Source organism: Pseudomonas mosselii, assembly GCF_019823065.1.
Taxonomy (GTDB): domain Bacteria; phylum Pseudomonadota; class Gammaproteobacteria; order Pseudomonadales; family Pseudomonadaceae; genus Aquipseudomonas; species Aquipseudomonas mosselii.
This window is the reverse complement of record NZ_CP081966.1, coordinates 5,983,477-6,005,940: the sequence shown is the minus strand read 5'-3', so window position 1 is coordinate 6,005,940 and position 22,464 is coordinate 5,983,477. Positions and strand designations below refer to the sequence as shown.

Sequence of the window (22,464 nt, the reverse complement as noted above, 5' to 3'; positions counted from 1 at the left end):
TGGCACAGCAATTGTATTGATTTTTCCTCGTGCTTCAGACGAATGGGCCTACGCCAATCTGTAACGCGTCTGAAGTAACTTAGCCGCTCACTAGGCCCGGGGAGTACGTGAGGAAATGAACGCAGCAAGTGAGTCGGCTTTGCCCGCAACGGCAGCCTGTCACCAATCGCTCAGAATCCTGGCTCAGTGGTTGAAACGTCATGGAGACAATCGGGTCAGGACGACCGACCCACGACGCCTGCTGGATGGGCGATACCCTCAAGGTCTGATCAGCGAGGAAGAGCTCGAAGCTCTGCTGGCTGTCTGGCATTGATCGGGAAGGAACCCGCCGCAGAAAAAAACGCCACCGCTTTTGCGGTGGCGTTTTCGTTTTGGGGCCCGAATGGCCTGATGGGCGCTGACGATCAGAAACTGTAGGTCCCGGTCACCACCAGGCTGCGCGGATCGCCCACCTGGATCTGCGCCGCGCTCGTGGCCGAGCTGTAGTAGGTCTTGTCGGTGATGTTGCTCAGCGCCGCACGCACGTCCCAGTCGTGGGTGCGATAGCCCGCCAGCGCGTCCCAACGGCCGTAGCCCGGCAGGATCACGGTGTTCTGGTTGTCGGCGTAGCGGTCGCCGACCAGGGTCAGGCCGGTTTCGGCGTACCAGCCAAGCTCCGGCTTCCAGGTGACGAACAGGCTGGCGTTGCGCTTGGCCACATCGTTGATGCGGTTGCCTTGCTGGCCGTTGTTGTCCTTGACGATGGTCGCGTCCTGCAGGCCGATGCCGCCGCGCACATACCAGTTGCCCACGACGTTGCCGGTGGCGGTCAGCTCGATGCCGCGCGAGCGTTGCAGGCCGCTGAGCTGGATCAGGTCCGGGATGATCGGGTCGCGGGTACGGCGGTTGTAAAGTTCCAGTTCGTAGATCGCCAGGGTGGTGCTCAGGCGTTCGTCGAACCACTCGCTCTTGACCCCGATCTCCTTCTGCCGGGTCTGCTCCGGGTCGGTCTGGTTGGTGTTGCCGGCAGCGCCTGGGGTGATGCCGATCAGGCCACCACCGACAGGGGAGTACGTCTTGCTCCAGGAGGCATAGAAGGAGTGATCTTGCCAGGGCGTGTACACCACGCCGATGCGTGGACTGAAGCTGTTGTCCTTCTGTTTTTCCGAGAGGTTGCGCAGCTTGTTGGTGGTATCCACCTCGAACTGGTCGAAGCGTACGCCTGCCAGCAGTTGCCACTGGTCGTTGAGGCGGATCTGGTCCTGCAGGTAGATCCCGGTGCTCTCGACATCGGTGTGGTTGTTGCTGGACACCCGCATGGTGCCATTGTGCTGCTGGCGGGCCGTTGCGCCCTGCAGGGGCACCGAAGGCACACCAACGCCCTGGTGCAGCAGCGAGTTGCGGCGCTGTTCGCCCATTTCCAGGCCAACCAGCAGGGTGTGCTCAAGGCCGAAGGTCTCTACATGGCCTTCCAGTTCGACGGTGTTGTACAGGTTGCGGGTGCTCAGGTCCTGTTGCCAGCGCTGGCGGTCCACCAACCCCGTGGCGGGGCGGTAGGCGGTCAGGTAGGTGTTGTCGAAGTCGCTTTCCAGGGTGAACAGACTGAAGGTGTGGCGCAGTTGCCACTGGTCGTTCAGCTCGTAGTTCAGGCGCGAGCGCAGCGATTCGGCGCGGTCGTTGATGTAGTCGCGCTGGGTGTCGCCATAAGTGGTCTTGCGGCTGACGTCGGTCGGGCGTCCGGTGAGCGGGTTGCCGGGGATGCCGCGATCGGGGGTGCGGTCATAGCGGCTGTATTCGTACTGCACCAGCCAGTTCAGCTCGGGGGTGATCTGCCAGCTCATGGACGGTGCGAACAGTTGGCGGTGGTTGCCGTCGATGCCGTCGCGGAAGCTGTTCTTGTCCTCGTTGCCCAGGTTCAGGCGCAGACTGAGGGTATCGCTGGGGTCGGCGCTGAGGTCGGCGTACAGGCTGCGCAGGTCCTGGCTGCCGCCTTGTGCCTCGATGCTCGAGCGGCGTCCGTGCTCCGGCGCCTTGCTCACCCGATTGACGATGCCGCCCTGGCTGCCACGGCCATAGAGCACCGCCGCCGGGCCCTTGAGCACCTCGACCCGCTCGATGTTGTGCAGGTCGCGGGTGTACTGGCTGTCGTCGCGGATGCCGTCCAGGTAGAAGTCGTTGCTGGCGTCGAAGCCGCGGATGCGCAGGCTGTCGAAGCGGGTGTCGGCGCCGCTGCTGACGTTGGGGATACCTTCCAGCGCCTTGCCCAGGTTGCTGCTGCCATAGTCCAGCACGTTGCGGGTCTTCACCGAATCGATGGCCTGCGGCACATAGCGCGCCGGGGTCGAGGTACGGGTCGCGGTGGTCACGTCCTTGACCCGGTTGTCCTCTTCGCGGGTGCTGTCGGCGGTCACCGAGGTTTCCGGCAGGGTCGTGGTGGCGGCACTGGCCAGGCCGACACTGAACAGCAGCGACAGGCCCAGGGTCAGGGGGGAAAGGCGGCAGGGGGCAGGCATCGAAGGCGTCCAAGGGAGGGAGTGAGAAATTTGGCGCGAATGGTAATGCTTGCTATTTGCTGTTGCATCGATATTTGTAAAGGGTTGTCTTTACATATGTTTCAAAATGTTGCTATCCATTTGAATGTGTTAAGCCTTGGTTGGCTGTCGTACGGATGCGTCAGGTGACGGGAAGCGGGAAGGGGCATGGGCGTATGCCATTTTTATTGATTTCGCCCGCTTTCCACAAAAGAGACAAATTTGCGCTGACCTACGGCATATATGCATGGAAATGCACCAGCGCCGACCTTGTTTTTGGTTATATCAACCTGTATTTCACGTTTTTTTGACATGTCTAAGCAGGCAGGGCTAGGATTCGGGCTCTACGCCTGCTGGCCATGATCTGGCCATGCGGCTGCAAGGCCCGTTGCAGAGCATTGGCGGGCCTTTCGGCTTGGATCCGCATAGCGTCGAACCTACGAAGGGGCGTTGGTTCCTGGCGTTCTAATGCAGAGCGTTTTTGAATACGAAATAAGGAAAACAACATGTTGAAAACCAGGATCAGCCTGGTCGCCCTGGCGATGATCGCCGCGACCCAGGCACAGGCCAATGAGCAGGCCGAAAGCAAGGGCTTCATTGAGGACAGCCACGCCAACGTCCTGCTGCGCAACGCCTTCATCAACCGTGACAAAAAGCACGGCACCAACGACCAGTCCCAGTGGGGCCAGGGCGTCATTGCCAACTTCTCCTCCGGCTTCACCCAGGGCACCGTCGGTGTCGGTGTCGACGCGTTCGGTCTGTACGCCCTGCGCCTGGATGGCGGCAAAGGCCGCAACCAGGGTGGCGGTGTCGACTTCTTCAAGCGCTCCGATCCCACTTTTGATGGTGAAAAGACCAACGCTTCGCACAACCTGGCCCGTGGTGGCGCTGCGGTGAAGTTCCGTGTCTCCAACACCGTGCTCAAGTACGGTGACCAGATGCCGGCCCTGCCGGTGCTGCAGTACGATGACGGCCGCCTGCTGCCGGAAAGCTTCACCGGCACCATGATCACCTCCAAGGAGATCAAGGGCCTGGAAATCAACGCCGGCCGCTTCACCCAGGAAGCCCGCAAGAGCGCCGAGCGTCGTGATGGCGGTGGCCTGAAGTCGATCAACGTGCTCGGCGGCAGCTACAAGTTCACCGACAACTTCACCGCGTCGCTGTACACCGCCGACAACGAAGATGTGATGAAGAAGCACTACCTGGGCCTGAACTACGTCTTCCCGATCGCCAGCGACCAGTCCCTGACCCTGGACTTCAACGGCTACAAGTCCGATATCGACAACAAGTACGTGCGTGCCGCCAAGCTCAACGGCGACTCCAACACCATCTGGAGCCTGGCCGCTACCTACGCCTACGGCCCGCACTCGTTCACCCTGGCGCATCAGCGCAGCACCGGCAGCACCGGCTACAACTACGGCTGGTACCAGAACGACGGTGGCGTGGGTGACGGTGGTTCGACCATCTACCTGGCCAACTCCTACTGGTCCGACTTCAACGCCGAGGACGAGCGTTCCTGGCAGCTGGGCTACGGCCTGGACTTCGGCGCCTTCGGCGTGCCGGGCCTGACCTACAAGTTTGCCTATGTGGTGGGTGACAACATCAACACCCGCAAGGTCGGTGCACCTGAAGGTTTCGGTGAAGGTAAAGAGCGCGAGATCTTCAACCAGATCCGTTACGTGGTTCAGGAAGGCCCGGCCAAGGACCTGTCCGTCAAACTGCGTAGCTCGTTCCTGCGTACCAACACCGCAGTGCGCCAGAATGGCTACAACGACGACGGCAACGAAGTCCGCGTATTCGTCGAGTACCCGATCAGCATCTTCTGATCCTGATCCCGCGTCACCCGCAGCCCCGGCCTATGCCGGGGCTGTTTCTTTCCGGCGCACGTTGACCGCCGCCGCCACCTCGATTTCACCCGTCTGCGGCGCGAAGCTGTCGCTGCGCGCCATCCGCCACATCCGTGCATAGAACTCGCTGTCGATCGCGCCGCTGAGCAGTTCGCCCGGCTTGAGGAAAGTGTGCAACTGCGAAAACAGGCTGATCTCGCTGGCGCTGATACGCCGCGCCAGGTGCTTGGGCTTGAGTTCAGAGGGGTGGTCCAGGCCGGCGGCGGCAAGCATCTCGGCCAGGGCATGCAAGGTATTGCGGTGGAAGCTGGCGACCCGCTCGGCTTTCTCCGGCACCACTAGCGCGCGCTGGCGCAGCGGGTCCTGGGTCGCCACCCCGGTCGGGCACTTGTTGGTGTGGCAGCTCTGCGACTGGATGCAGCCGATGGCGAACATGAAGCCCCGCGCCGAGTTCACCCAGTCCGCGCCGATGGCTAGCACGCTGGCGATGTCGAAGGCGCTAACCAGTTTGCCCGCCGCACCGATGCGGATGCGCTCGCGCAGGTTCAGCCCCACCAGGGTGTTGTGCACGAACATCAGGCCCTCGCGCAGGGGCACGCCCATGTTGTCGGAGAACTCCCGGGGCGCCGCGCCGGTGCCGCCTTCCTTGCCGTCGACGACGATGAAGTCCGGGGTGATGCCGGAGGCCAGCATGGCCTTGGCGATGCCCATGAACTCCCACGGGTGGCCCAGGCAGAACTTGAAACCCACCGGCTTGCCGCCAGACAGCTCGCGCAGCCGGGCGACGAACTGCAGCAACTCCCGTGGCGTGCTGAAGGCACTGTGGGCGGCCGGCGAGATGCAGTCCTCGCCTTCGCGCACGCCCCGGGTGTTGGCGATCTCGGCGCTGACCTTGTGCCCCGGCAGGATCCCGCCATGGCCCGGCTTTGCGCCCTGGCTGAGCTTGATCTCGATCATCTTCACCTGAGGCGAGCGTGCCTGTTCGGCGAAGCGATCAGGGTCGAAGTGGCCGTCTTCGGTACGGCAGCCGAAATAACCGCTGCCGATTTCCCAGATCAGGTCGCCGCCGTGTTCGCGGTGGTAGGGGCTGATGCTGCCCTCACCGGTGTCATGGGCGAAGCGGCCCAGGCGCGCGCCCTTGTTCAGCGCGGCGATGGCGTTGGCGCTGAGGGCGCCGAAGCTCATGGCCGAGATATTGAAGATCGACGCCGAGTACGGCTGACGGCACTGCGGGCCGCCGATGCGGATGCGGAACGAGGCCGGGTCGGGCATCGGCACTGGCAGCATCGAATGGCTGATGAACTCGAAGCCTGGTTTATAGGCGTCGTTGAGGGTGCCGAAGGCTTTCTCGGCGCTTTCGTTCTTGGCCCGGGCGTAGACCAGCGAACGCTGGGCGCGGGAGAACGGCAGCTTGTCGTCGTCGCCTTCGATCAGGTACTGGCGGATCTCCGGGCGGACGGTTTCGATCAGGTAGCGGATGTTGCCCAGGATCGGATAGTTGCGGCGCACCGCGTGGTGGCGTTGGCGCAGGTCGTTGAGGCCGACCAGGCTGAGCAGGGCGCTGATGACGGTGAAGGGCCAGAGCCCGTCGTGCCGGGCGAGGAAGGGTAGGCTGGCGAGGGTGAACAGCAGGCACAGGGTCAGGCAGGCGTAGCGGCTGGGGAGTGCGTCTTTCATGGGGCCATCGCAGACAGGGTGACCGGCCTAGGATAGGCAAAGCGCAGCAGCGGAAAACCAGGGCGATTGGTAAAACACTATTACCTGGGTAGGACCAAAAGCTTGTCGGTTTCGGGCCCATCGCGGGGCAACTCCGCGATGAGGCCCTCGGTGTTACTGTTTGAACACCTGCTTCACCCGGCCGTCGATTTCGCCCTTGTCGCCCTGGCCCGAAGCCTTGGCCTGCGGACCGCCGCCCAGGTTCAGGTCGAGCTTGCCATCGGTATTGATGATCCCGTCCGCCGTTGCATGGATATTGAACTTGGCGCAGCTGATATTGATGGTGCCGTCGGACTTCAATTCGATCACGCTGTCGCCACAGACCAGGCGGATCTGGTCGCCGGCATCCATCACATAGTTGCCGTGCACACTGTCGCGCTTGTCGCCACCGACCAGCAGGACGTCGCGATGGCGCACCGAGCGCAGGCGGTCCTGGCCGATGGTCACGGTCTCGATCATGCCCACGGTCTTGACCCGGCTGATGCCCACCGACAACGTCTGGTTCTGCTCCACCACCGTGTCCATGTTGCGTTCGGCATGCACGTACAACTGCTCGGCGCCCTTCTTGTCCTCCATGCGGATTTCATTGAAGTTGGCCGGGCTGCCGCCCTTGCTCGAACGGCTCTTCATGCCGCTTTGCGTGGCGCTGCCGGGCAGGTCGTAGGGCACCGTCTGCTCGGCGTTGTAGACCCGCCCGGTGATGATCGGCCGGTCGGGGTCGCCTTCGAGAAAACTGACGATCACCTCCTGGCCGATCCGCGGCACCTGGATCGAGCCCCAGTTCTTGCCCGCCGTGGCTTGCGACACGCGGATCCAGCACGAGCTGTTCTCGTTGGACTGATCGTGGCGGTCCCAGTGGAAGTGCACCTTGACCCGGCCATACTGGTCGGTCCAGATCTCCTCGCCGGCAGGGCCGACCACCACGGCCGTCTGCGGGCCCTTGACGATCGGCCGCAGGGTGCTGCCCACCGGGCGGTAGCTTTGCTGCGCGTCGATGCAGCTGAGGTTGCTCTCGAACTGCGCCGCACCGCTGCCGCCACCGCTTTCCAGGCGCTCCTGATGCACGTAGTAGCGGGCGGCGACGATCAGGTACTCGCGGTTCTGGTCCTGGCGGCTGAAGTTGCTCAGGCTGAACAGATGGCCGCTGCCCAGGCCCCGGGCATTGCCGCGCAGCTCGACCCGCTCGTGCAGGCTCTGCAGCGACTCCAGGCGGGTGCGGGCGTAGTGCTCGCCGTCCTGGGTCTGCTCGTAGGCGCCGGGGTAGTCGTACAGCGGGTAGTCGCCGGCCTGGTGCGGGCGCGGCATCGCCGAGCGCACGTCGATGCGCGCGCTGGGGCGCTGGAAGTCGTAGTCGTTGAGCTCCAGGGAGCCGGGCTGGACCTCCTGGGCCAGGTGCCAGTCGTTGATATGGTCGCGCTCGCGGTGCTGGCCGTCCGGCGGGTAGTAGGGCACGGTCTCGTAGCCGGGGGCCTTCTGGTGCGCGCCGTAGGCGTCGGCCAGCACCAGCACGTGGCGTTCCTGCTCGTGGCGGAAGAAGTAGTAGATGCCTTCCTCCTCCATCAGGCGGCTGACGAAGTCGAAGCTGGTCTCGCGGTACTGCACGCAGTACTCGCGCTCGCGGTAGTTGCGGCTGAGCAGGTCCTCGAAATCCGAGAAGCCCAGGTCGCGGAACACCTGCTTGATGATCTGCGGCGCGCTCAGGTGCTGGAAGATCCGGCAGTCGCTGGTGCGTGTCAGCAGCCACAGCCACGGACGCAAGGTGACGCGGTAGCTGGCGAACTGGCCCTGGTCCACCGACTGGCTGCAACGGGCGACGATGCCGTGGAAATGCCGCGAGCTGCCGACGCTCTGCTGCACGCTCAGGCTCATGGGCTTGCCCAGCAGCTGGTTGAGGTCGATGGCCGGGTCGTCGCTGGTCAGCTGCAGCTCGAAGTCGAACAGGCGGCCGAGTTCCTCGCTGCCGCCCATTTCGGCAAGGATCAGCTTGTCCGGCCCCAGGGGGCTGTTGATCTGCGCCAGGCGCGTGAACTGCTTGAACAGCATGGTCGGTCCTGTCAGTCGGCGGCGCCGAAGTCATAGTGCAAGTCGTTGTCACGACGGCTGATGCTGACGCTGGCCAGCGGCTTGCCCTCGAGCAGGCGGGTCAGGAACTCGCGGCTCATGTCCGGCAGCAGGCCGTTGGTGAGGATGGCGTCGATCATGCGGCCTCCGCTTTCGGTCTCGGTGCAGCGCGAGACGATCAGCTCGACCACGCCGTCGTCGTAGGCGAAGCCGACCTTGTGGGTGCCTTCCACGCGCTTGCGGATGCGCTCCAGCTGCAGGCGGGTGATGGCCTTGAGCATGGCGTCGCTGAGTGGGTAGTAGGGGATGGTCACCAGGCGGCCGAGCAGCGCCGGCGGGAAGATCTCCAGCAGCGGCTTGCGCAGCGAGGTGGCCACGGCCTCCGGGTCGGGCAGGGCCTGTGGGTCCTTGCAGATGTTGGCGATCAGCTCGGTGCCAGCGTTGGTGGTGAGCAGGATCAGGGTGTTGCGAAAATCGATCTGGCGGCCTTCGCCGTCTTCCATCACGCCCTTGTCGAACACCTGGAAGAAGATCTCGTGCACGTCGGGGTGGGCTTTCTCCACCTCGTCCAGCAGCACCACGCTGTACGGGCGACGGCGCACCGCCTCGGTCAGCACGCCGCCCTCGCCGTAGCCGACATAGCCGGGTGGGGCGCCCTTGAGGGTGGAGACGGTGTGGGCCTCCTGGAACTCGCTCATGTTGATGGTGATCAGGTTCTGCTCGCCGCCGTACATGGCCTCGGCCAGGGCCAGCGCGGTCTCGGTCTTGCCCACCCCGGAGGTGCCGGCGAGCATGAACACGCCGATGGGCTTGTTCGGGTTGTCGAGGCCGGCGCGGGAGGTCTGGATGCGCTTGGCGATCATCTTCAGCGCGTGGTCCTGGCCGATGATGCGCTTGGCCAGGTGGCTGTCGAGGTTGAGCACGGTCTCGATCTCGTTGCGCGCCATGCGGCCCACCGGGATGCCGGTCCAGTCGGCGACCACCGAGGCCACCGCCTGGTAGTCCACGGTCGGCAGGATCAGCGGGCTCTCGCCTTGCAGCTGGCTCAGACGCTGCTGCAGGTCGACGAGTTTTTCGCGCAGTTCATGGCTGCCCTGCACGTCCACTTCCTGATCGACCACGCCGACCTGTTCACGTAGTTGCGCGCGGGTGGCCAGCAGCTCGTCAACCAGGGCTTTCTCCTCCGCCCAGCGGCTTTCCAAGGCGGCCAGGCGCTCGCGCTCCTCGGCCAGCAGGCTGTCGGCCTGGGCTTGGCGCTGCTCGGTGCTGACGCCGATGGCGGCTTCGCGGGCAATGATCTGCAGTTCCACCTCCAGCGCCTCGATGCGCCGGCGGCTGTCGTCCACCTCGGCCGGCACCGCGTGCAGGCTGATGGCGACGCGGGCGCAGGCGGTGTCGAGCAGGCTCACCGACTTGTCCGGCAGCTGGCGTGCCGGAATGTAGCGGTGCGACAGCCTCACGGCGGCTTCCAGCGCTTCGTCGAGGATCTGCACCTGATGGTGCTTCTCCATGGTCGAGGCCACGCCGCGCATCATCAGCAGCGCCTTGGCTTCGCTTGGCTCGTCCACCTGGACCACCTGGAAACGCCGGGTCAAGGCCGGGTCCTTCTCGATATGCTTTTTGTATTCGGCCCAGGTGGTCGCGGCCACGGTGCGCAGGCTGCCACGGGCCAGGGCCGGCTTGAGCAGATTGGCGGCATCACCGGTGCCGGCCGCGCCGCCGGCACCGACCAGGGTATGGGCTTCGTCGATGAACAGGATGATCGGCTTGGGCGAGGCCTGCACGTCCTCGATCACCTGGCGCAGGCGCTGTTCGAACTCGCCCTTCATGCTGGCGCCGGCCTGCAGCAGGCCGACGTCCAGGCTGCGCAGCTCGACGTCCTTCAGTGCCGGCGGCACGTCGCCGGCGACGATGCGCAGGGCGAAGCCTTCGACCACGGCGGTCTTGCCGACGCCGGCCTCGCCGGTGAGGATCGGGTTGTTCTGGCGGCGGCGCATGAGGATGTCGACCAACTGGCGGATCTCCTCGTCACGGCCGACGATGGGGTCGAGCTTGCCGCTGCGGGCCTGCTCGGTGAGGTCGACGGTGAAGCGCTTGAGCGCTTCCTGCTTGCCCATCGCCGCCGGGGCCACGGCGCCGCTGGCCTCGCCCGGCGCCGCGGCGCTGAAGCCGTCGCTGGCGGCCAGGTTGTTTTCCGGCGAGTCGCCGACGTACTCGTCGAAACGCTCGCTCAGCGCCTCGACCTTCAGTTTGGCGAACTCGCTGGACAGCCCCAGCAGCGCATTGCGCAGGCTCGGGGTCTTGAGGATGCCGACCAGCAGGTAGCCGGTGCGCACCTGGCTTTCGCCGAACATCAGGCTACCGTAGACCCAGCCGCGCTCGACGGCCTCTTCCACCTGGGAGGACAGGTCGGTGATCGAGGTCGAGCCCCGTGGCAGGCGGTCCAGGGCATCGGTCAGGTCGCGGGCCAGGCGTGCCGGCTCGACGTTGAACTGGCGGATGATGCGGTGCAGGTCGCTGTCCTGCAGCTGCAGCAGCTGGTGCAGCCAGTGCGCCAGCTCGACATAGGGGTTGCCCCGCAGCTTGCAGAACACCGTGGCGGCCTCGATGGCCTTGTAGGCGACGCTGTTGAGTTTGCCGAACAGCGCGGCGCGGCTGATTTCACCCATGGTCCTGACTCCTTGTGAGGGGCGCGGCGACCGGCTGGTCGGCGTAGTACCGGGCCAGCTTCAGGTCGCGTGCATCGTGCGAGGGGCGGCCGAGCCAGGTGTCGAACCCCAGGCGCTGACCGGCATTGAGTTGCAGCGCGGGCACCTGGCCCTGCGCGAGGATGAGGTTGAGGTCCCAGTCCAGTTCCTGGCCCAGATACTCGGCGACCCAGGCCGCCAGCTCGACGAACGCCTGCCCACCGGGGAGCAGCGCGTGGTACTGGTCGAGGGTCAGCGGGCCCAGGCACAGGCGGAACTTGTGCTGGCGGTCCCAGACGTAGCGGCCCAGGCACAGGTCCATGCCCAGGCGGTTGGCGCGCACGCCGAGCTGGCTGCGCTCGGGCAGCTCCAGCCACTGGCCGACGTACTCCTCGAGCTGCACCGGCACGCCGAAATAGCTCGACAGGATGCTGCACAGGCCGTCCGGGTAGCGGGTCTGCGCCGCCAGGTGGCCGGACCAGTGCAGCTTGGCGGTGTCGGCCAGCGGCCCCTGGTCTTGCAGTTCCGGCTGGCCGCGGCCGCTGAGGGCGGCCAGGCGCGCGGCCCAGTAGTCGTCACCGGGGCGGTCGTGGCTGACGGTCGGCCGGGCCTCGGCCCAGGCGCGGTAGAACAGGCTCAGCAAGCGGTGGTGGAAGATGTCGAGGAAGCGTTTGCTGGTCGGGTCGGCGTGGTTGCGCTGGCGTTCGCGCATGTACTCGGTCAGGTGCAGCGGCAGCGGGCCGTTGGGGCCGCCGAGGCCGAAGAAGAACTGCTCCAGGCGCGCCGGCTGATCGTCGTTGGCCGTGACCGAGGCCAGCGTCGCCGGGGCGAAGCCGCAGTCCAGGCGCTGCCCCAGGCGCACCGGCTCGTCGGCCAGGCGCAGCGAATGGCCGAAGCGCGGCAGCTCGGGGTTTTCCGCCTCGAGGCGACGCAAGGCCTGGAAGAAGTCGTACTCCCAGGGCTGCGCCTGCATGGCCTGTAGCGTGCTCACAGGGTCGGCCTGCGCCCGGGCTTGGCGTTCCAGCGCATGATCTCGCCACGTTCGCTGGTGCGCAGCACGGTTTCGGTGAAACTGTTGATCGACACGTAGCGAGTCAGGAAGCGCTCGAACACCGCGCCCAGGAGGAACACGCCGGTGCCGCGGAAGGCGTTTTCGTCGAACGTCAGGGTGATCTCCAGGCCGCGGCCGAAGACGATCGGCCCGGGCATCGGCAGGCGCCGGGTGCAGGGCTTGCAACTGACCTCGCGCAGGCCGTCGATCTGCAGTTGCAGGGCACTGTCCTGCTGGTCGCCGTACAGGCGCAGCAGTTCGCGCAGGGCGGCGGCGCCTTGGCCCTGTTCGGCCAGGGACAGGTAGTTCAGCGACAGTTGGCTGATCAGGCGCCAGGCCCGGTTGTCGTGGGCATGGCTGGCCTTCGGTCGGCTGGGGCCGGCCAGGCAGCGCACGGCGGACACCGGGGCGCTGTCGGCCAGGCTGAAGTCGCTGCGGCCGTCGCCGACGTTCATGAACAGCGGCAGGTCGCGGTTGCTGCACAGCGCGCTGATGCCCAGCTGGCGCAGGTCGTGGCGGTACGGTGCCTGGTGGCCGTCGACCAGGCTGACGAAGGTCTCGCTGCCCATGTAGCTGGAGCGCGTGCCGTTGCGTCGCTGCTCGCTGGACAGCACCCGAGGCTCGCGACGGACGATGTAGTAGGCCTGGTCACGGCCGTAGCGCGACGGGTCGCGCACGGCGTAGAACGGCAAAAACGCCTGGTCCGGCCCGGTGCCGTGGCCGGCGACCTGCTGCAGCGAGTGGATCTCGAAATCAGTGGGCCGGGTGCGGTCGGCGATCACATGGTGCTCGTGGACCCGGTCGGTCAGGTGGATGCGGTCGACCCGGCGCGGGAACAGGTTGATCGCCGGGGTGCAGAACGGCACAAACTGCGCGCTGCCCACGCTGCTCTCCAGCGTGGGGTCGAAGCGCTCGAACAGGACCAGCAGCTCCAGTTCCTGGCCGTCGCAACGTTTGACCGCGCGCTCCAGCCCGGCGAAATCGACGAACAGGAAACGCTGCGGCAGGGCGAAGTATTCCTGCAACAGGCGATAGCCCTGGAACGCCTGGGGCACCACCGGCAACGCCGCTTCGCGATCGTCGAAGCCGCACGGCAGCAAGGCCTGCTCGACCGGGATGCGCTCGACCCAGTCGGCCCCCGGCTGGCGCACGAACACCGCGCAGGCGCTGCCCAGCAGTTGCTCGTACAGGCGATAGGGCGTTTCATCGGCGCCATTGAGGTACAGCGGCAGGTGCGTCAGCGGCAGGCTGTTGAACGGGATTTCCGCGCCGCTGCGCAAGGTCAGGCGCAGGCCGGCACGGGCCTTCGGCTCGCTGGCGGCCAGGCGCCCGAGCACGGCGCCGGGGTTGCCGAAGTATTCGGCGCGGGCCACCTGCAGCGGCCACAGGGTGACGTCCTGGGTGCTGCGGAATTCGCACGGCGTCTGCGAGTTGCGGCCGAGGTTGGCGCGCAGCACGCTGTCGCGGGGCAGCTGGAAACCGGCGGCCAGCGAGCCCTCGTCGGGGTCGGTCTGCAGTTGCACCACGGTCATCGACGGGGTCGGCGCCAGGTAATGCGGGTAGGCGATTTCCAGCAGGTTGTGGGTGAAGGTCGGGTACTCGGCGTCGAGCTTGAGCTGCACCCGCGCGGTGAGGTAGGCGAAGCCTTCCAGCAGGCGCTCGACATAGGGGTCGGCGCATTCGATCCCGGACAGCGTCAGGCGCCCGGCGATCTTCGGGTATTCCTTGGCGAACTCGGCGGCACCCTCGCGGATATGCTGCAGTTCCTGGTTGTACAGTTCGAGCAGGCGCGGGTTCATGCGCGTCTCCGGCGGTCGGCGGGGGCCACGCGCACGTGCCCGGACTCCAGGTCCACGTCGGTCTGCAACAGCAGCGGCAGGGCCGCCGGCTGGGCCCACAGGTCGCCTTCGATTTCGAAGCTCAGGGCGTTGGCGTTCATCTCGCCGGGGGCGGCCTGGGCGCGCACCTTCAGGGTATGGGCAAGGATGCGCGGCTCGTAGGTGGCGATGGCCTGGTGGATGATACGTTCGAGCGCGTTGAGGTCGATGTTCGACGCGCTGTTGCCGGCCAGGGCCGGCAGGCCGTAGTTGATCACCGAGGCGCCTGCCGGGGAATTCAGCGTGGCGCCGGTGTCGAGCAGCGAGGTGGTGTTGAGCAGCCAGGCCAGGTCGCGCAGCACCGAGGCCTTGAGCTGCTGCAGGCTGAGCACGCGCTTGTCGGGGGCTTCCTGCGGGTTGCCCGGCTCGTCGTCGGTCAGGCGATCCAGCAGCGAGGGCTGCAGGCGGTCGCGGGTGGCGATCTCGGCTACCACTGGAACATCCCTGTGAACATTTTCTGGTCTTCGAAGCCGGTGTCGCAGGACGCGCTCGGCGTGGGCGTTGAGGCTTCCAGGCCGGCCGGGGTCAGGCGCACGGCGCGCGAGGTTTTCAGGCATTCGCCCTTGAGCGTCGGGTGGGGTTGCACGTGGGTCACCAGCACGATCGGCACGCCGTCGAACTGCTCGACCCGGGCCTTGCCGGCGCGGTCGGGGCTCAGGCCGCAGGGCCATGGCATGTCCAGCGCCAGGCGTTGTTCGCCGCGATCGAGCACGCACTGGCCGGCGTTATCGGTCAGCTTCACGGTCTGCCCGCCCAGGTTCGCCTGGCTCAGCAGTTCGGCGTCGGCGCAGGCGCTCAGGGCCAGCAGCAAGGCACCGACCAGGGCCACGCGCTTCATGTCAGCTCCCAGAACCAGACCTGTTTCGACTGGTAGTTCTGATCGGAGAAGCCCTTGGTCAGGCCGCGGTTCCACAGGTCGATATGGTCGCCCGTGCGGTTTTCCTGGCTTTGCCCGGTGCGGGCGAAGCAGTCCTTGTAGAAGATGATCCCGGTCTTGGCTTTGAGCTTGTCGCGCTCCTGGGCGCTGCCGCCGATGCGCTGCGGGCGTCCCAGCTGGCGCTCCAGCCAGTTGGCCAGGGATTCGGCGCCACGGGCATGGCCATGGGCGCACTTGGGTTCGGTATAAGTCGATTTGTTGACCTTGAGGCTCATCTCGCCGTTGAGCGCGATGCTCATGCGGATGGCGCACTGATTGTCCCACGGTCCATCGCAGGGCGAGGACACCTTCGGATAGGCATTCCACAAGTTGATGAAAGAAGGCTTGGCCATGATGTTCACCGTGGGCGGGTGAGGCGTGGGGAAGAGCCCCCGCGCCGCCTGGGGCGGCACGGGCGCGGTCGGTCAGATCTTGACGTTGGAGCGGATGTTCCAGCCGTACTTGATCGGGCCGCCTTCCTTGGTGCCGTCGGCCTTCTGCGGCTGATAGTCGACGGTGACCTTGGCGAAGTTCAGGGTCACGTTCTCGGTCAGGCGGTCGTCGCTGCCCGAGCCGCCGGTGCTCAGCGAGCTGACGATCACCTCTTCGAGGTTGATGATCAGGTACTCGACCTGGCTTTCACCGCCGGCCTTGCGCACGGTCAGCTTGACCTTGTCGATGTGCTTGCCGCTGGAGCAGTGGGCCATCAGGTTGGGGCTGGACTTGTCGATGTACTTGGTGATCGACAGGTCCTGGATGTTGACCTTGCCCGAACCGCCGCCGCTGCCCATGTGCATGTTGCCGGACTGGGACATGCCCCAGCTCCAGTTCAGGACGTCGATTTCGTCCTTGTGGGCCTTGTCGTGGGACTCGCCCTTGATGTCGCCGATCTTGATGAAAATATCTACAGCCATGATGTCCTCGGGATTTCGCGTCGGTTAGCGGTAGTAGTGGCTAATCGCGGGCAAGCCCACTCCCACTGTGGGAGCGGGCTTGCCCGCGATGATCAGGCCCCTTTGGCCGAAGGCAGCTTCGACACCAGGCGCAGCGACACGGTCAGCCCTTCGAGCTGGTAGTGCGGGCGCAGGTAGAAGCGCGAGTTGTAGTAACCCGGGTTGCCTTCGACTTCCTCGACCACCACTTCGGCGGCCGCCAGCGGGTGCTGGGCCTTGGTGGTCTCGGTGGAGTGCGCCGGGTCGCCGTCGACGTAGTTGAGGATCCAGTCCTGCAGCCAGCGCTGCATCTCGTCCTTTTCCTTGAACGAGCCGATCTTGTCGCGAACGATGCACTTCAGGTAATGGGCGAAGCGGCAGGTGGCGAACAGGTACGGCAGGCGCGCGGCCAGGTTGGCGTTGGCGGTGGCGTCCGGGTCGTCGTATTCGGCCGGCTTCTGCAGCGACTGCGCACCGATGAAGGCGGCGAAGTCGGTATTCTTCTTGTGCAGCAGCGGCATGAAGCCGTTCTTGGCCAGCTCCGCCTCGCGGCGATCGGAGATGGCGATCTCGGTCGGGCACTTCATGTCCACGCCACCGTCGTCGGTGGGGAAGGTGTGCGCCGGCAGGCCTTCGACTTCGCCGCCGGATTCCACGCCGCGGATGCGCGAGCACCAGCCGTAGTACTTGAACGAGCGGTTGATGTTCACCGCCATGGCATAGGCGGCGTTGGCCCAGGTGTACTTGCTGCTGTCGGCGCCGTCGGTGTCTTCCTCGAAGGCGAACGCTTCCACCGGGTCGGTCTTGGCGCCGTAGGGCAGGCGCGCCAGGAAGCGCGGCATGGTCAGGCCGATGTAGCGCGAGTCTTCCGATTCACGCAGCGAACGCCAGCCGGCGTATTCCGGGGTGGTGAAGATCTTGGTCAGGTCGCGCGGGTTGGACAGCTCCTGCCACGAGCCCATGCCCATCACCGTCGGCGAAGCGGCGGAGATGAATGGCGCGTGCATCGAGGCGCAAACTTTGGATACCTCGCCCAGTAGCTCGACATCGGGTGGCGACTGGTCGAAGTAGTAGTCGCCCACCAGGCAGCCGTAGGGTTCGCCACCGAACTGGCCGTATTCCTCTTCGTAGAGCTTCTTGAAGATCGGGCTCTGGTCCCAGGCGGTGCCCTTGAATTTTTTCAGGGTCTTGTGCAGGTCGTTCTTCGAGATGTTGAGCACGCGGATCTTCAGCTGCTCGTCGCTCTCGGTGTTGTTGACCAGATAGTGCAAGCCGCGCCAGGCGCTTTCCAGCTTCTGGAAGTCATCGTGGTGGATGATCTGGTTGACCTGGGCGGTGAGCTTGGCGTCGATGGCGGCGATGATCTGCTCGATCGAACCGATGGCATCGTTGGACACCAGGCTGGTCTGCGCCAGGGCCTGTTCGGCGAGGGTGCGCACGGCGCTCTCGACGGCTTCCTTGGCCCGCTCGGTCTTGGGCTTGAATTCCTGCAGCAGCAGGCTGGCGAACTCGCTCGGGTCCTGGGTGGCCGCCTGGGGGGCCTGGCTGTCGCGCAACGGATCGTTCATGGTCGGTCTCCTCAGGCCTTCGGCTCGGTGTCGGCAGGTTTCGGCGCGCTGGCCAGGGCCTGGAGCAGGGCCGGGTCCTTGATGGCCTTGAGGATGATGTCCTCGGCGCCGGTCTTGCCGTCCATGTAGGTCAGCAGGTTGGCCAGCTGGGTGCGGGCCTCGAGCAGCTGGTTCAGGGCATCGACCTTGCGTGCCACGGCGGCGGGGCTGAAGTCGTCCATGCTCTCGAAGGTGATGTCCAGGCTCAGGTTGCCTTCACCGGTCAGCTCGTTGGGCACATTGAACGCCACGCGGGGCTTCATGGCCTTCAGGCGCGAGTCGAAGTTGTCGACGTCGATCTCCAGGAACTTGCGGTCGGCCACGGCCGGCAGCGGCTCGGCGGGCTTGCCGGCGAGGTCCGAGAGCACGCCCATGACGAAGGGCAGCTGGACCTTCTTCTCGGCGCCGTACAGCTCGACGTCATATTCGATCTGTACCCGCGGCGCACGGTTGCGCGCGATGAATTTCTGGGAGCTGTCTTTCGCCACGTTGTTCCTCCTGGTCGCCGGTACGGCGGCTCTGCTTGTTGCGGGCGTCGGTGTTTAGGCGGCCGGAACGACGTCAGTCGTGTTCCGGACCACGCAGGTTCTCGAATTGCGACATGCCATCGGGGATCAGGTCGCGGACGATGGTCGCGAAGTCGGCATTGACCAGGTTCTTCGCCCGGCGCAGCAGCACCGGCAGCGGGCTGGAGGGCTCGTGGCGGGCGTAGTACTGGAGCAGGCGCTCGAGGCTCTGCAGCACGTCGTCGCGGCTGTTCACCTCGCCGGGGCGTGCTGCGGGGCGTGGCGCGGCGACGGGCTGTGGGTTGTCATGGGCGCCGGGCGCTGTCGCTTCGTCCAGGCTCGCGCTGACGGGCGCCGAGCCTTCCGGGCTGTAGTCGGCCAGCACCTGCTGCACCTGACGCAGCGGCTGGCGCAGGGCGGATAGGTCGACGCCGCTGGCCGAACCGACCTGGTCGTTGACCCGGCTCTCGATGGTGTCCAGGGCTTCGCGGGCCAGCTGTAGGGCCTGGCGGCATTGCGCAAGCTGCTCGGAGTCGGCGTCGCGCAGGGCGGCGGCCAGTTCCTCGGCGCTCAACTGCTCACTGGCGAAGTGCTGCACGCCTGCCGCATGCAGGGCGGCGCGCAGGGTGACCGGGCCGAAGGCGCGCGAACGCACAAGCACGGCGTCGCGCAGCAGGGCGATGTTGGTGTCGCAGGTGAGGCCGGCCAGGGCGTTGACGCGCACGGTGGGGTCGTTGTCGTCGGCGGCATCCAGTTGCGGGTGCAGGTGCAACCAGTATTCGCCCAGCAGGTCGCGGATCAGTTCAAGACTCGCGGCCAGGCCCGGCAAGCCGTGCAGGGCCAGGTTGGCCTGAACCAGGAAGTGGGTGATGCGCAGGTCCTTGCTGCGTTGCAGCAGGCCGGTGCAGGCCTGTTCGATGTCACGCCACTGCGGCGGCTCGGCCGGCTGCACGGCGTCGCCCATCACGCGCTCGGGGCGCCCCTGGGCATCACGTTCCAGTTGCAGGAAATCGGCATCGTATTCGAGGTCGTCGCCGCACGGGAAGTCTGCGGAAACAGCGGCGAGCAGCTGCGGTGAGTTCACCAGAAATCGATCTCCATATCGGCCCTTGGTGAGGGCTTTGTTCGCGACAAGTTGCAAATGTGAAGTGGCGCACAAACTTGTCAAAGAATGCGAAGTTGATATCACAGTGATATCACTTTGGCACTCTTAAGTTGCGCATTTATGGTTTATTTCCAAATTGCTGTCAAGGTAAGCTACGCGCCGCGAAGGGTGAGTGTGAACCAGTTGGCAGGTAGTCGTGTCCATTGGTCAGGTGCCATCAAAGTGCCTTGCCGATAGGGTTTAATACGACCTTTCCGGGAAGCGAATTTCGGTGTGATGCCCAGTATTTACAAGGGTTTAGCCGGAAAGCGGGGTCGGGCTCGCGAATCCACTCAAATGGATGTGTGAGTGTTTCATATATATGCAAGGAGGCGTGATGGCACTTTGCCTGACCATTACCAGTTATCACAAGATAACCCCTGGGCAATGCCCGGAGAAGTTGCTGGAAAACGGTGCCATCAGCGTAGGTCGTGCGGCGGATAATGACTGGGTACTGCCCGATCCCGAACGCCTAGTTTCTTCGAAACATTGTGTGATTCAGTTCAAGGACGGCCGCTACTACTTGACCGATAACAGCACCAACGGCGTGGAACTGGTGCATGCCGGTATTCGCCTGCGTCGCGGTAACAGCGAACCGTTGATGGACGGTGAAGTTATTCGAATTGGCGATTACGAGATCCAGGCGCGCATCGATGCCGGCCTGTCGATCCCGGTTGCCGGGCAGCCGCAGGCCCATAGTTTCGAAGCCTTGATGGCCAACCAGGCGGCCGCCCCGAGCGCGCCCATCGTCGGCGCGCCGGCCGCGTTTCTGCAGGGGGCCTCGAGCCACGACACCCTGCCGGACCTGTTCGACTTTCTCGGCCCTTCCAGCGTGCCGCCGGCCAGCCAGCCGGATCATGTCCCCGCCCAGCAGCATGACTTTCGCCCGCCCACGCCAGTGGCGCCGCCGCCCGCGCCGGTGCCGGCCGCCATGCCCGCCGCGCCGGGCATGATCCCCGACGACTGGAACCTGCTCGACGAAACGCCCGCCGTTGCTCCCCAGCCTGCGCCTGTCATCGCGCCGCCCCTGCCAGAGCCGGTAGCGCAGGTGGCACCGGTCGTCACGCCTGCGCCGCCCACTGCCGTGTCGGCACCTGCGCCTGGCCCGGCTGACGCCAGCGATGCGTTGCTGCAGGCCTTCCTGCGTGGCGCAGGTATCGAGCACCTGCGCATTGATGCGGCCGATGCCGCCGCGCAGATGGAGGCGGTCGGGCGTAGCTACCGCCTGATGGTCGAAGGCCTGATCGATGTGCTGCGCGCGCGCAGCAGCCTGAAGGGCGAGTTCCGCATGCAGCAGACCACCATCGCCCCGGTGCGCAACAACCCGCTGAAATTCGCCCCCAACGCCGACGAAGCGCTGCTGTTGCTGCTGCGCGAGGGCAACCAGGCGTTCATGGCCCCGGACCAGGCGGTGCGCGACAGTTTCGACGACCTGCGCGCCCACCAGCTGGCGGTGATGGCGGGTGTCGAGGCGGCCATCAAGCACTTGCTCAAACGCTTCGAACCCGCTCGCCTGGAGCAGCGCCTGGCGCCCGCCGCCGGGCTGGCCAAGCTGTTCGGCGGCTCGCGCCAGGCCCACTGCTGGCAGCAGTTCACCGAGCTCTATAGCCAGATTTCCCGGGAAACCGAAGACGACTTCCAGGACCTGTTCGGCCGCGAGTTCAGCCGCGCCTACGAGGCCCATAGCCAACGCATGCAACGCTCCTGAGGCCAACGCCCGGAGCACAGGAAGAACACAGAACGTCATGAGGACGAGGATGAGTGCAACGAGACTGATCGCAGCCCTGGCCATGGTGCTGCTCAGTGCCTGCAGCAAGGACAGCCCGGTCGAGCCCGCCGTTACCGACGCGGCGCCGCCGGCCACGGGTATCACCCTGTACTTCAGCGCCGCGGCCGGGCTCAACCCCGGCGCCAGCGGCACGCCCGCGCCGGTGCGGGTGCGCATCTACGAGTTGAAGAATAGCGCCGCCTTCGCCCGCGCCGACTATTTCGCATTGGCAGAACGCGCCCAGGCGACCCTGGCCGCCGACCTGATCGACCAGGACGAGGTCCTGCTCCAGCCGGGCGAGCAACTGCGCCTTGAGCGTCCGCTCGACCCGGCCACGCGCCAGGTCGGCCTGGTGGTCGGCTACCGCGAGGTTGACCAGGCCCAGTGGCGCAGCGTGCTGCCGGTTCCGCCCCGCGACTATCAGATCAGCCTCGATGTGCGCGCCGTGCGCAGCGCCGTGGCCACCCCACAACCTGAGCCCGCCCGCTAGGCAATCGGAGAACCCATGTCCTGGAACAATCGCGTGGTCTGGTCGGAAGGGATGTTCATCACCACCCAGCACTTCCAGCAACACGACCGCTACCTGGAGAACTTCGTCGATGCTCGCAGCCGGCCGCTCCACGCCGCCGCCTGGGGCTTTTCCGAGCTGCTGGTCGACCAAGGCCTGCTGGCCCAGGGTAAGCTGGCGATCCTCAGCGCCCGTGGCCTGCTGCCGGACGGTACGCCGTTCGACATCCCGCGTGACGACCTGCCACCCGCGCCGCTGGAGATACCCGATGACCTGCGCAATGGCGTGATCTACCTGGGCCTGCCGCTCAAGCGCGCCGGTGCCCGCGATACCGTCGACGACGGTGAAGCGCCTGACGGTGCGCGCTATGTCAGCCGTATCAGCGAGGTCCGCGACGACAACGCCCCGTTCGAGAACCGCGCGCCGTTGGCCCTGGGCAGCCGCGCCCTGCGCCTGCTGCGCGCCGAGGACGGCCTGAGCGACTATGCCGCGTTGGGTGTGGTGCGCATCCGGGAAAAGCGCGCCGACCGCGCCCTGGTGCTGGATGACGGCTACATCCCGCCGCTGCTCGACGTAACCGCCAGCAACCTGCTGTCGGGGTTCCGTGGCGAGCTGCTCGGCCTGCTGCACCAGCGCGGCGAGGCCCTGGCCGGGCGCGTGGTGGCCTCGGCCAACGGCGGTGCCTCGGAGATCGCCGATTTCATGCTGCTGCAACTGGTCAACCGCGCCCAACCGCTGGTCGAGCACCTTAACCAACTGACGCCGCTGCACCCCGAGCGGTTGTACAGCGAGCTGGTGGCCCTGGCCGGCGAGTTCGCCACCTTCACCCGCGAAGGTCGTCGCCCCGAGGCATACCCGGTGTATCAACACGACGACCTGGCGGCCACCTTTGCACCCGTGCTGGCCGCCCTGCGCGAGGCCCTGTCGATGCTGATCGACAGCAAGGCCGTGGCCATCCCGCTGGTCGAGAAGGCCTACGGCATCCATGTCGGCATGCTGGCCGACCGCAGCCTGCTCGACAGCGCCAGCTTCGTCCTGGTAGTGCGCGCCGATGTGCCCAGCGAGACCCTGCGCAGCCGCTTCGGCCAGCAAAGCAAGATCGGCGCGGTGGAGCACATCCGCGACCTGGTCAACCTGCAGTTGCCGGGCATCGGCCTGTTGCCGCTGCCGGTGGCGCCACGGCAGATTCCGTTCCATGCCGGCTCCACCTATTTCGAGCTCGACCGAGGCAGCGAACACTGGAAGCAGCTGCAGCATTCCGGTGGTTTCGCCTTCTACGTCGCCGGCGAGTTCCCCGGCCTGAACCTGGCCTTCTGGGCCATTCGAGGATAAGC

At 65.8% G+C, this 22,464-nt stretch carries 17 protein-coding genes; 4 read left to right on the top strand and 13 right to left on the bottom strand.

Translation table 11 applies throughout. The annotated features are described in order from the left end of the window. Positions 1-404: 404 nt before the first annotated feature. The gene (locus K5H97_RS27920) at positions 405-2,492 is read right to left on the bottom strand and encodes a TonB-dependent receptor (protein WP_028689183.1); all 2,088 of its coding nucleotides are present in this window, start codon (positions 2,490-2,492) and stop codon (positions 405-407) included. Positions 2,493-3,016: 524 nt separating this feature from the next. Here K5H97_RS27920 and K5H97_RS27915 point away from each other — a divergent pair. Next, positions 3,017-4,336: an OprD family porin gene (locus tag K5H97_RS27915; protein ID WP_028689182.1), complete on the top strand. Its 1,320-nt coding sequence runs from the start codon at positions 3,017-3,019 to the stop codon at positions 4,334-4,336. A 30-nt stretch (positions 4,337-4,366) separates the two neighbouring features. On the opposite strand, the gene K5H97_RS27910 is transcribed toward K5H97_RS27915, so the two are convergent. The 12 genes from K5H97_RS27910 to tssA all read right to left on the bottom strand — a co-directional run bounded on the left by K5H97_RS27910 (position 4,367) and on the right by tssA (position 18,794). Further along, complete coding sequence (locus K5H97_RS27910; protein WP_028689181.1) at positions 4,367-6,034, bottom strand: FMN-binding glutamate synthase family protein; 1,668 nt, start codon at positions 6,032-6,034, stop codon at positions 4,367-4,369. Positions 6,035-6,187: 153 nt separating this feature from the next. Then, positions 6,188-8,116, bottom strand: coding sequence for a type VI secretion system Vgr family protein (locus K5H97_RS27905; protein WP_028689180.1), 1,929 nt, complete (start codon positions 8,114-8,116; stop codon positions 6,188-6,190). Between the two features lie 11 nt (positions 8,117-8,127). After that, on the bottom strand, positions 8,128-10,803 hold the full coding sequence (tssH, locus tag K5H97_RS27900) for a type VI secretion system ATPase TssH (protein WP_028689179.1): 2,676 nt from the start codon (positions 10,801-10,803) through the stop codon (positions 8,128-8,130). Continuing rightward, entirely contained in the window at positions 10,796-11,845 is a 1,050-nt protein-coding gene (tssG, locus tag K5H97_RS27895; protein ID WP_051555627.1) for a type VI secretion system baseplate subunit TssG, read from the bottom strand. Before tssG ends, tssH begins: the two co-directional genes overlap by 8 nt. After that, entirely contained in the window at positions 11,809-13,671 is a 1,863-nt protein-coding gene (tssF, locus tag K5H97_RS27890) for a type VI secretion system baseplate subunit TssF (RefSeq protein WP_028689177.1), read from the bottom strand. The genes tssG and tssF overlap by 37 nt, the downstream gene beginning before the upstream one ends. Then, positions 13,668-14,183, bottom strand: a complete 516-nt coding sequence (tssE, locus tag K5H97_RS27885) for a type VI secretion system baseplate subunit TssE (protein WP_028689176.1) — start codon at positions 14,181-14,183, stop codon at positions 13,668-13,670. Before tssE ends, tssF begins: the two co-directional genes overlap by 4 nt. After that, positions 14,177-14,587: a hypothetical protein gene (locus K5H97_RS27880; protein WP_028689175.1), complete on the bottom strand. Its 411-nt coding sequence runs from the start codon at positions 14,585-14,587 to the stop codon at positions 14,177-14,179. The genes tssE and K5H97_RS27880 overlap by 7 nt, the downstream gene beginning before the upstream one ends. Beyond that, on the bottom strand, positions 14,584-15,018 hold the full coding sequence (locus K5H97_RS27875) for a type VI secretion system amidase effector protein Tae4 (protein WP_028689174.1): 435 nt from the start codon (positions 15,016-15,018) through the stop codon (positions 14,584-14,586). The genes K5H97_RS27880 and K5H97_RS27875 overlap by 4 nt, the downstream gene beginning before the upstream one ends. 72 nt (positions 15,019-15,090) lie before the next feature. Continuing rightward, the gene (locus tag K5H97_RS27870) at positions 15,091-15,579 is read right to left on the bottom strand and encodes an Hcp family type VI secretion system effector (protein WP_028689173.1); all 489 of its coding nucleotides are present in this window, start codon (positions 15,577-15,579) and stop codon (positions 15,091-15,093) included. Positions 15,580-15,671: 92 nt separating this feature from the next. Further along, positions 15,672-17,165: a type VI secretion system contractile sheath large subunit gene (gene tssC, locus K5H97_RS27865; protein ID WP_028689172.1), complete on the bottom strand. Its 1,494-nt coding sequence runs from the start codon at positions 17,163-17,165 to the stop codon at positions 15,672-15,674. 11 nt (positions 17,166-17,176) lie between these two features. After that, on the bottom strand, positions 17,177-17,692 hold the full coding sequence (tssB, locus tag K5H97_RS27860) for a type VI secretion system contractile sheath small subunit (protein ID WP_023632506.1): 516 nt from the start codon (positions 17,690-17,692) through the stop codon (positions 17,177-17,179). Positions 17,693-17,765: 73 nt separating this feature from the next. After that, the gene (tssA, locus tag K5H97_RS27855; protein WP_028689171.1) at positions 17,766-18,794 is read right to left on the bottom strand and encodes a type VI secretion system protein TssA; all 1,029 of its coding nucleotides are present in this window, start codon (positions 18,792-18,794) and stop codon (positions 17,766-17,768) included. Positions 18,795-19,191: 397 nt separating this feature from the next. Between tssA and tagH the strand changes: the two genes are divergently transcribed. Genes tagH through tssK form a run of 3 tightly spaced genes read left to right on the top strand, consistent with a single transcriptional unit; the run spans position 19,192 to position 22,462 of the window. Then, positions 19,192-20,562, top strand: coding sequence for a type VI secretion system-associated FHA domain protein TagH (gene tagH, locus K5H97_RS27850; protein ID WP_028689170.1), 1,371 nt, complete (start codon positions 19,192-19,194; stop codon positions 20,560-20,562). 49 nt (positions 20,563-20,611) lie between these two features. Then, positions 20,612-21,112 (top strand): type VI secretion system lipoprotein TssJ, encoded by a 501-nt coding sequence (gene tssJ / locus K5H97_RS27845; RefSeq protein ID WP_028689169.1) that lies wholly within the window; start codon positions 20,612-20,614, stop codon positions 21,110-21,112. Between the two features lie 15 nt (positions 21,113-21,127). Next, entirely contained in the window at positions 21,128-22,462 is a 1,335-nt protein-coding gene (tssK, locus tag K5H97_RS27840) for a type VI secretion system baseplate subunit TssK (RefSeq protein ID WP_028689168.1), read from the top strand. Positions 22,463-22,464: the final 2 nt, after the last annotated feature.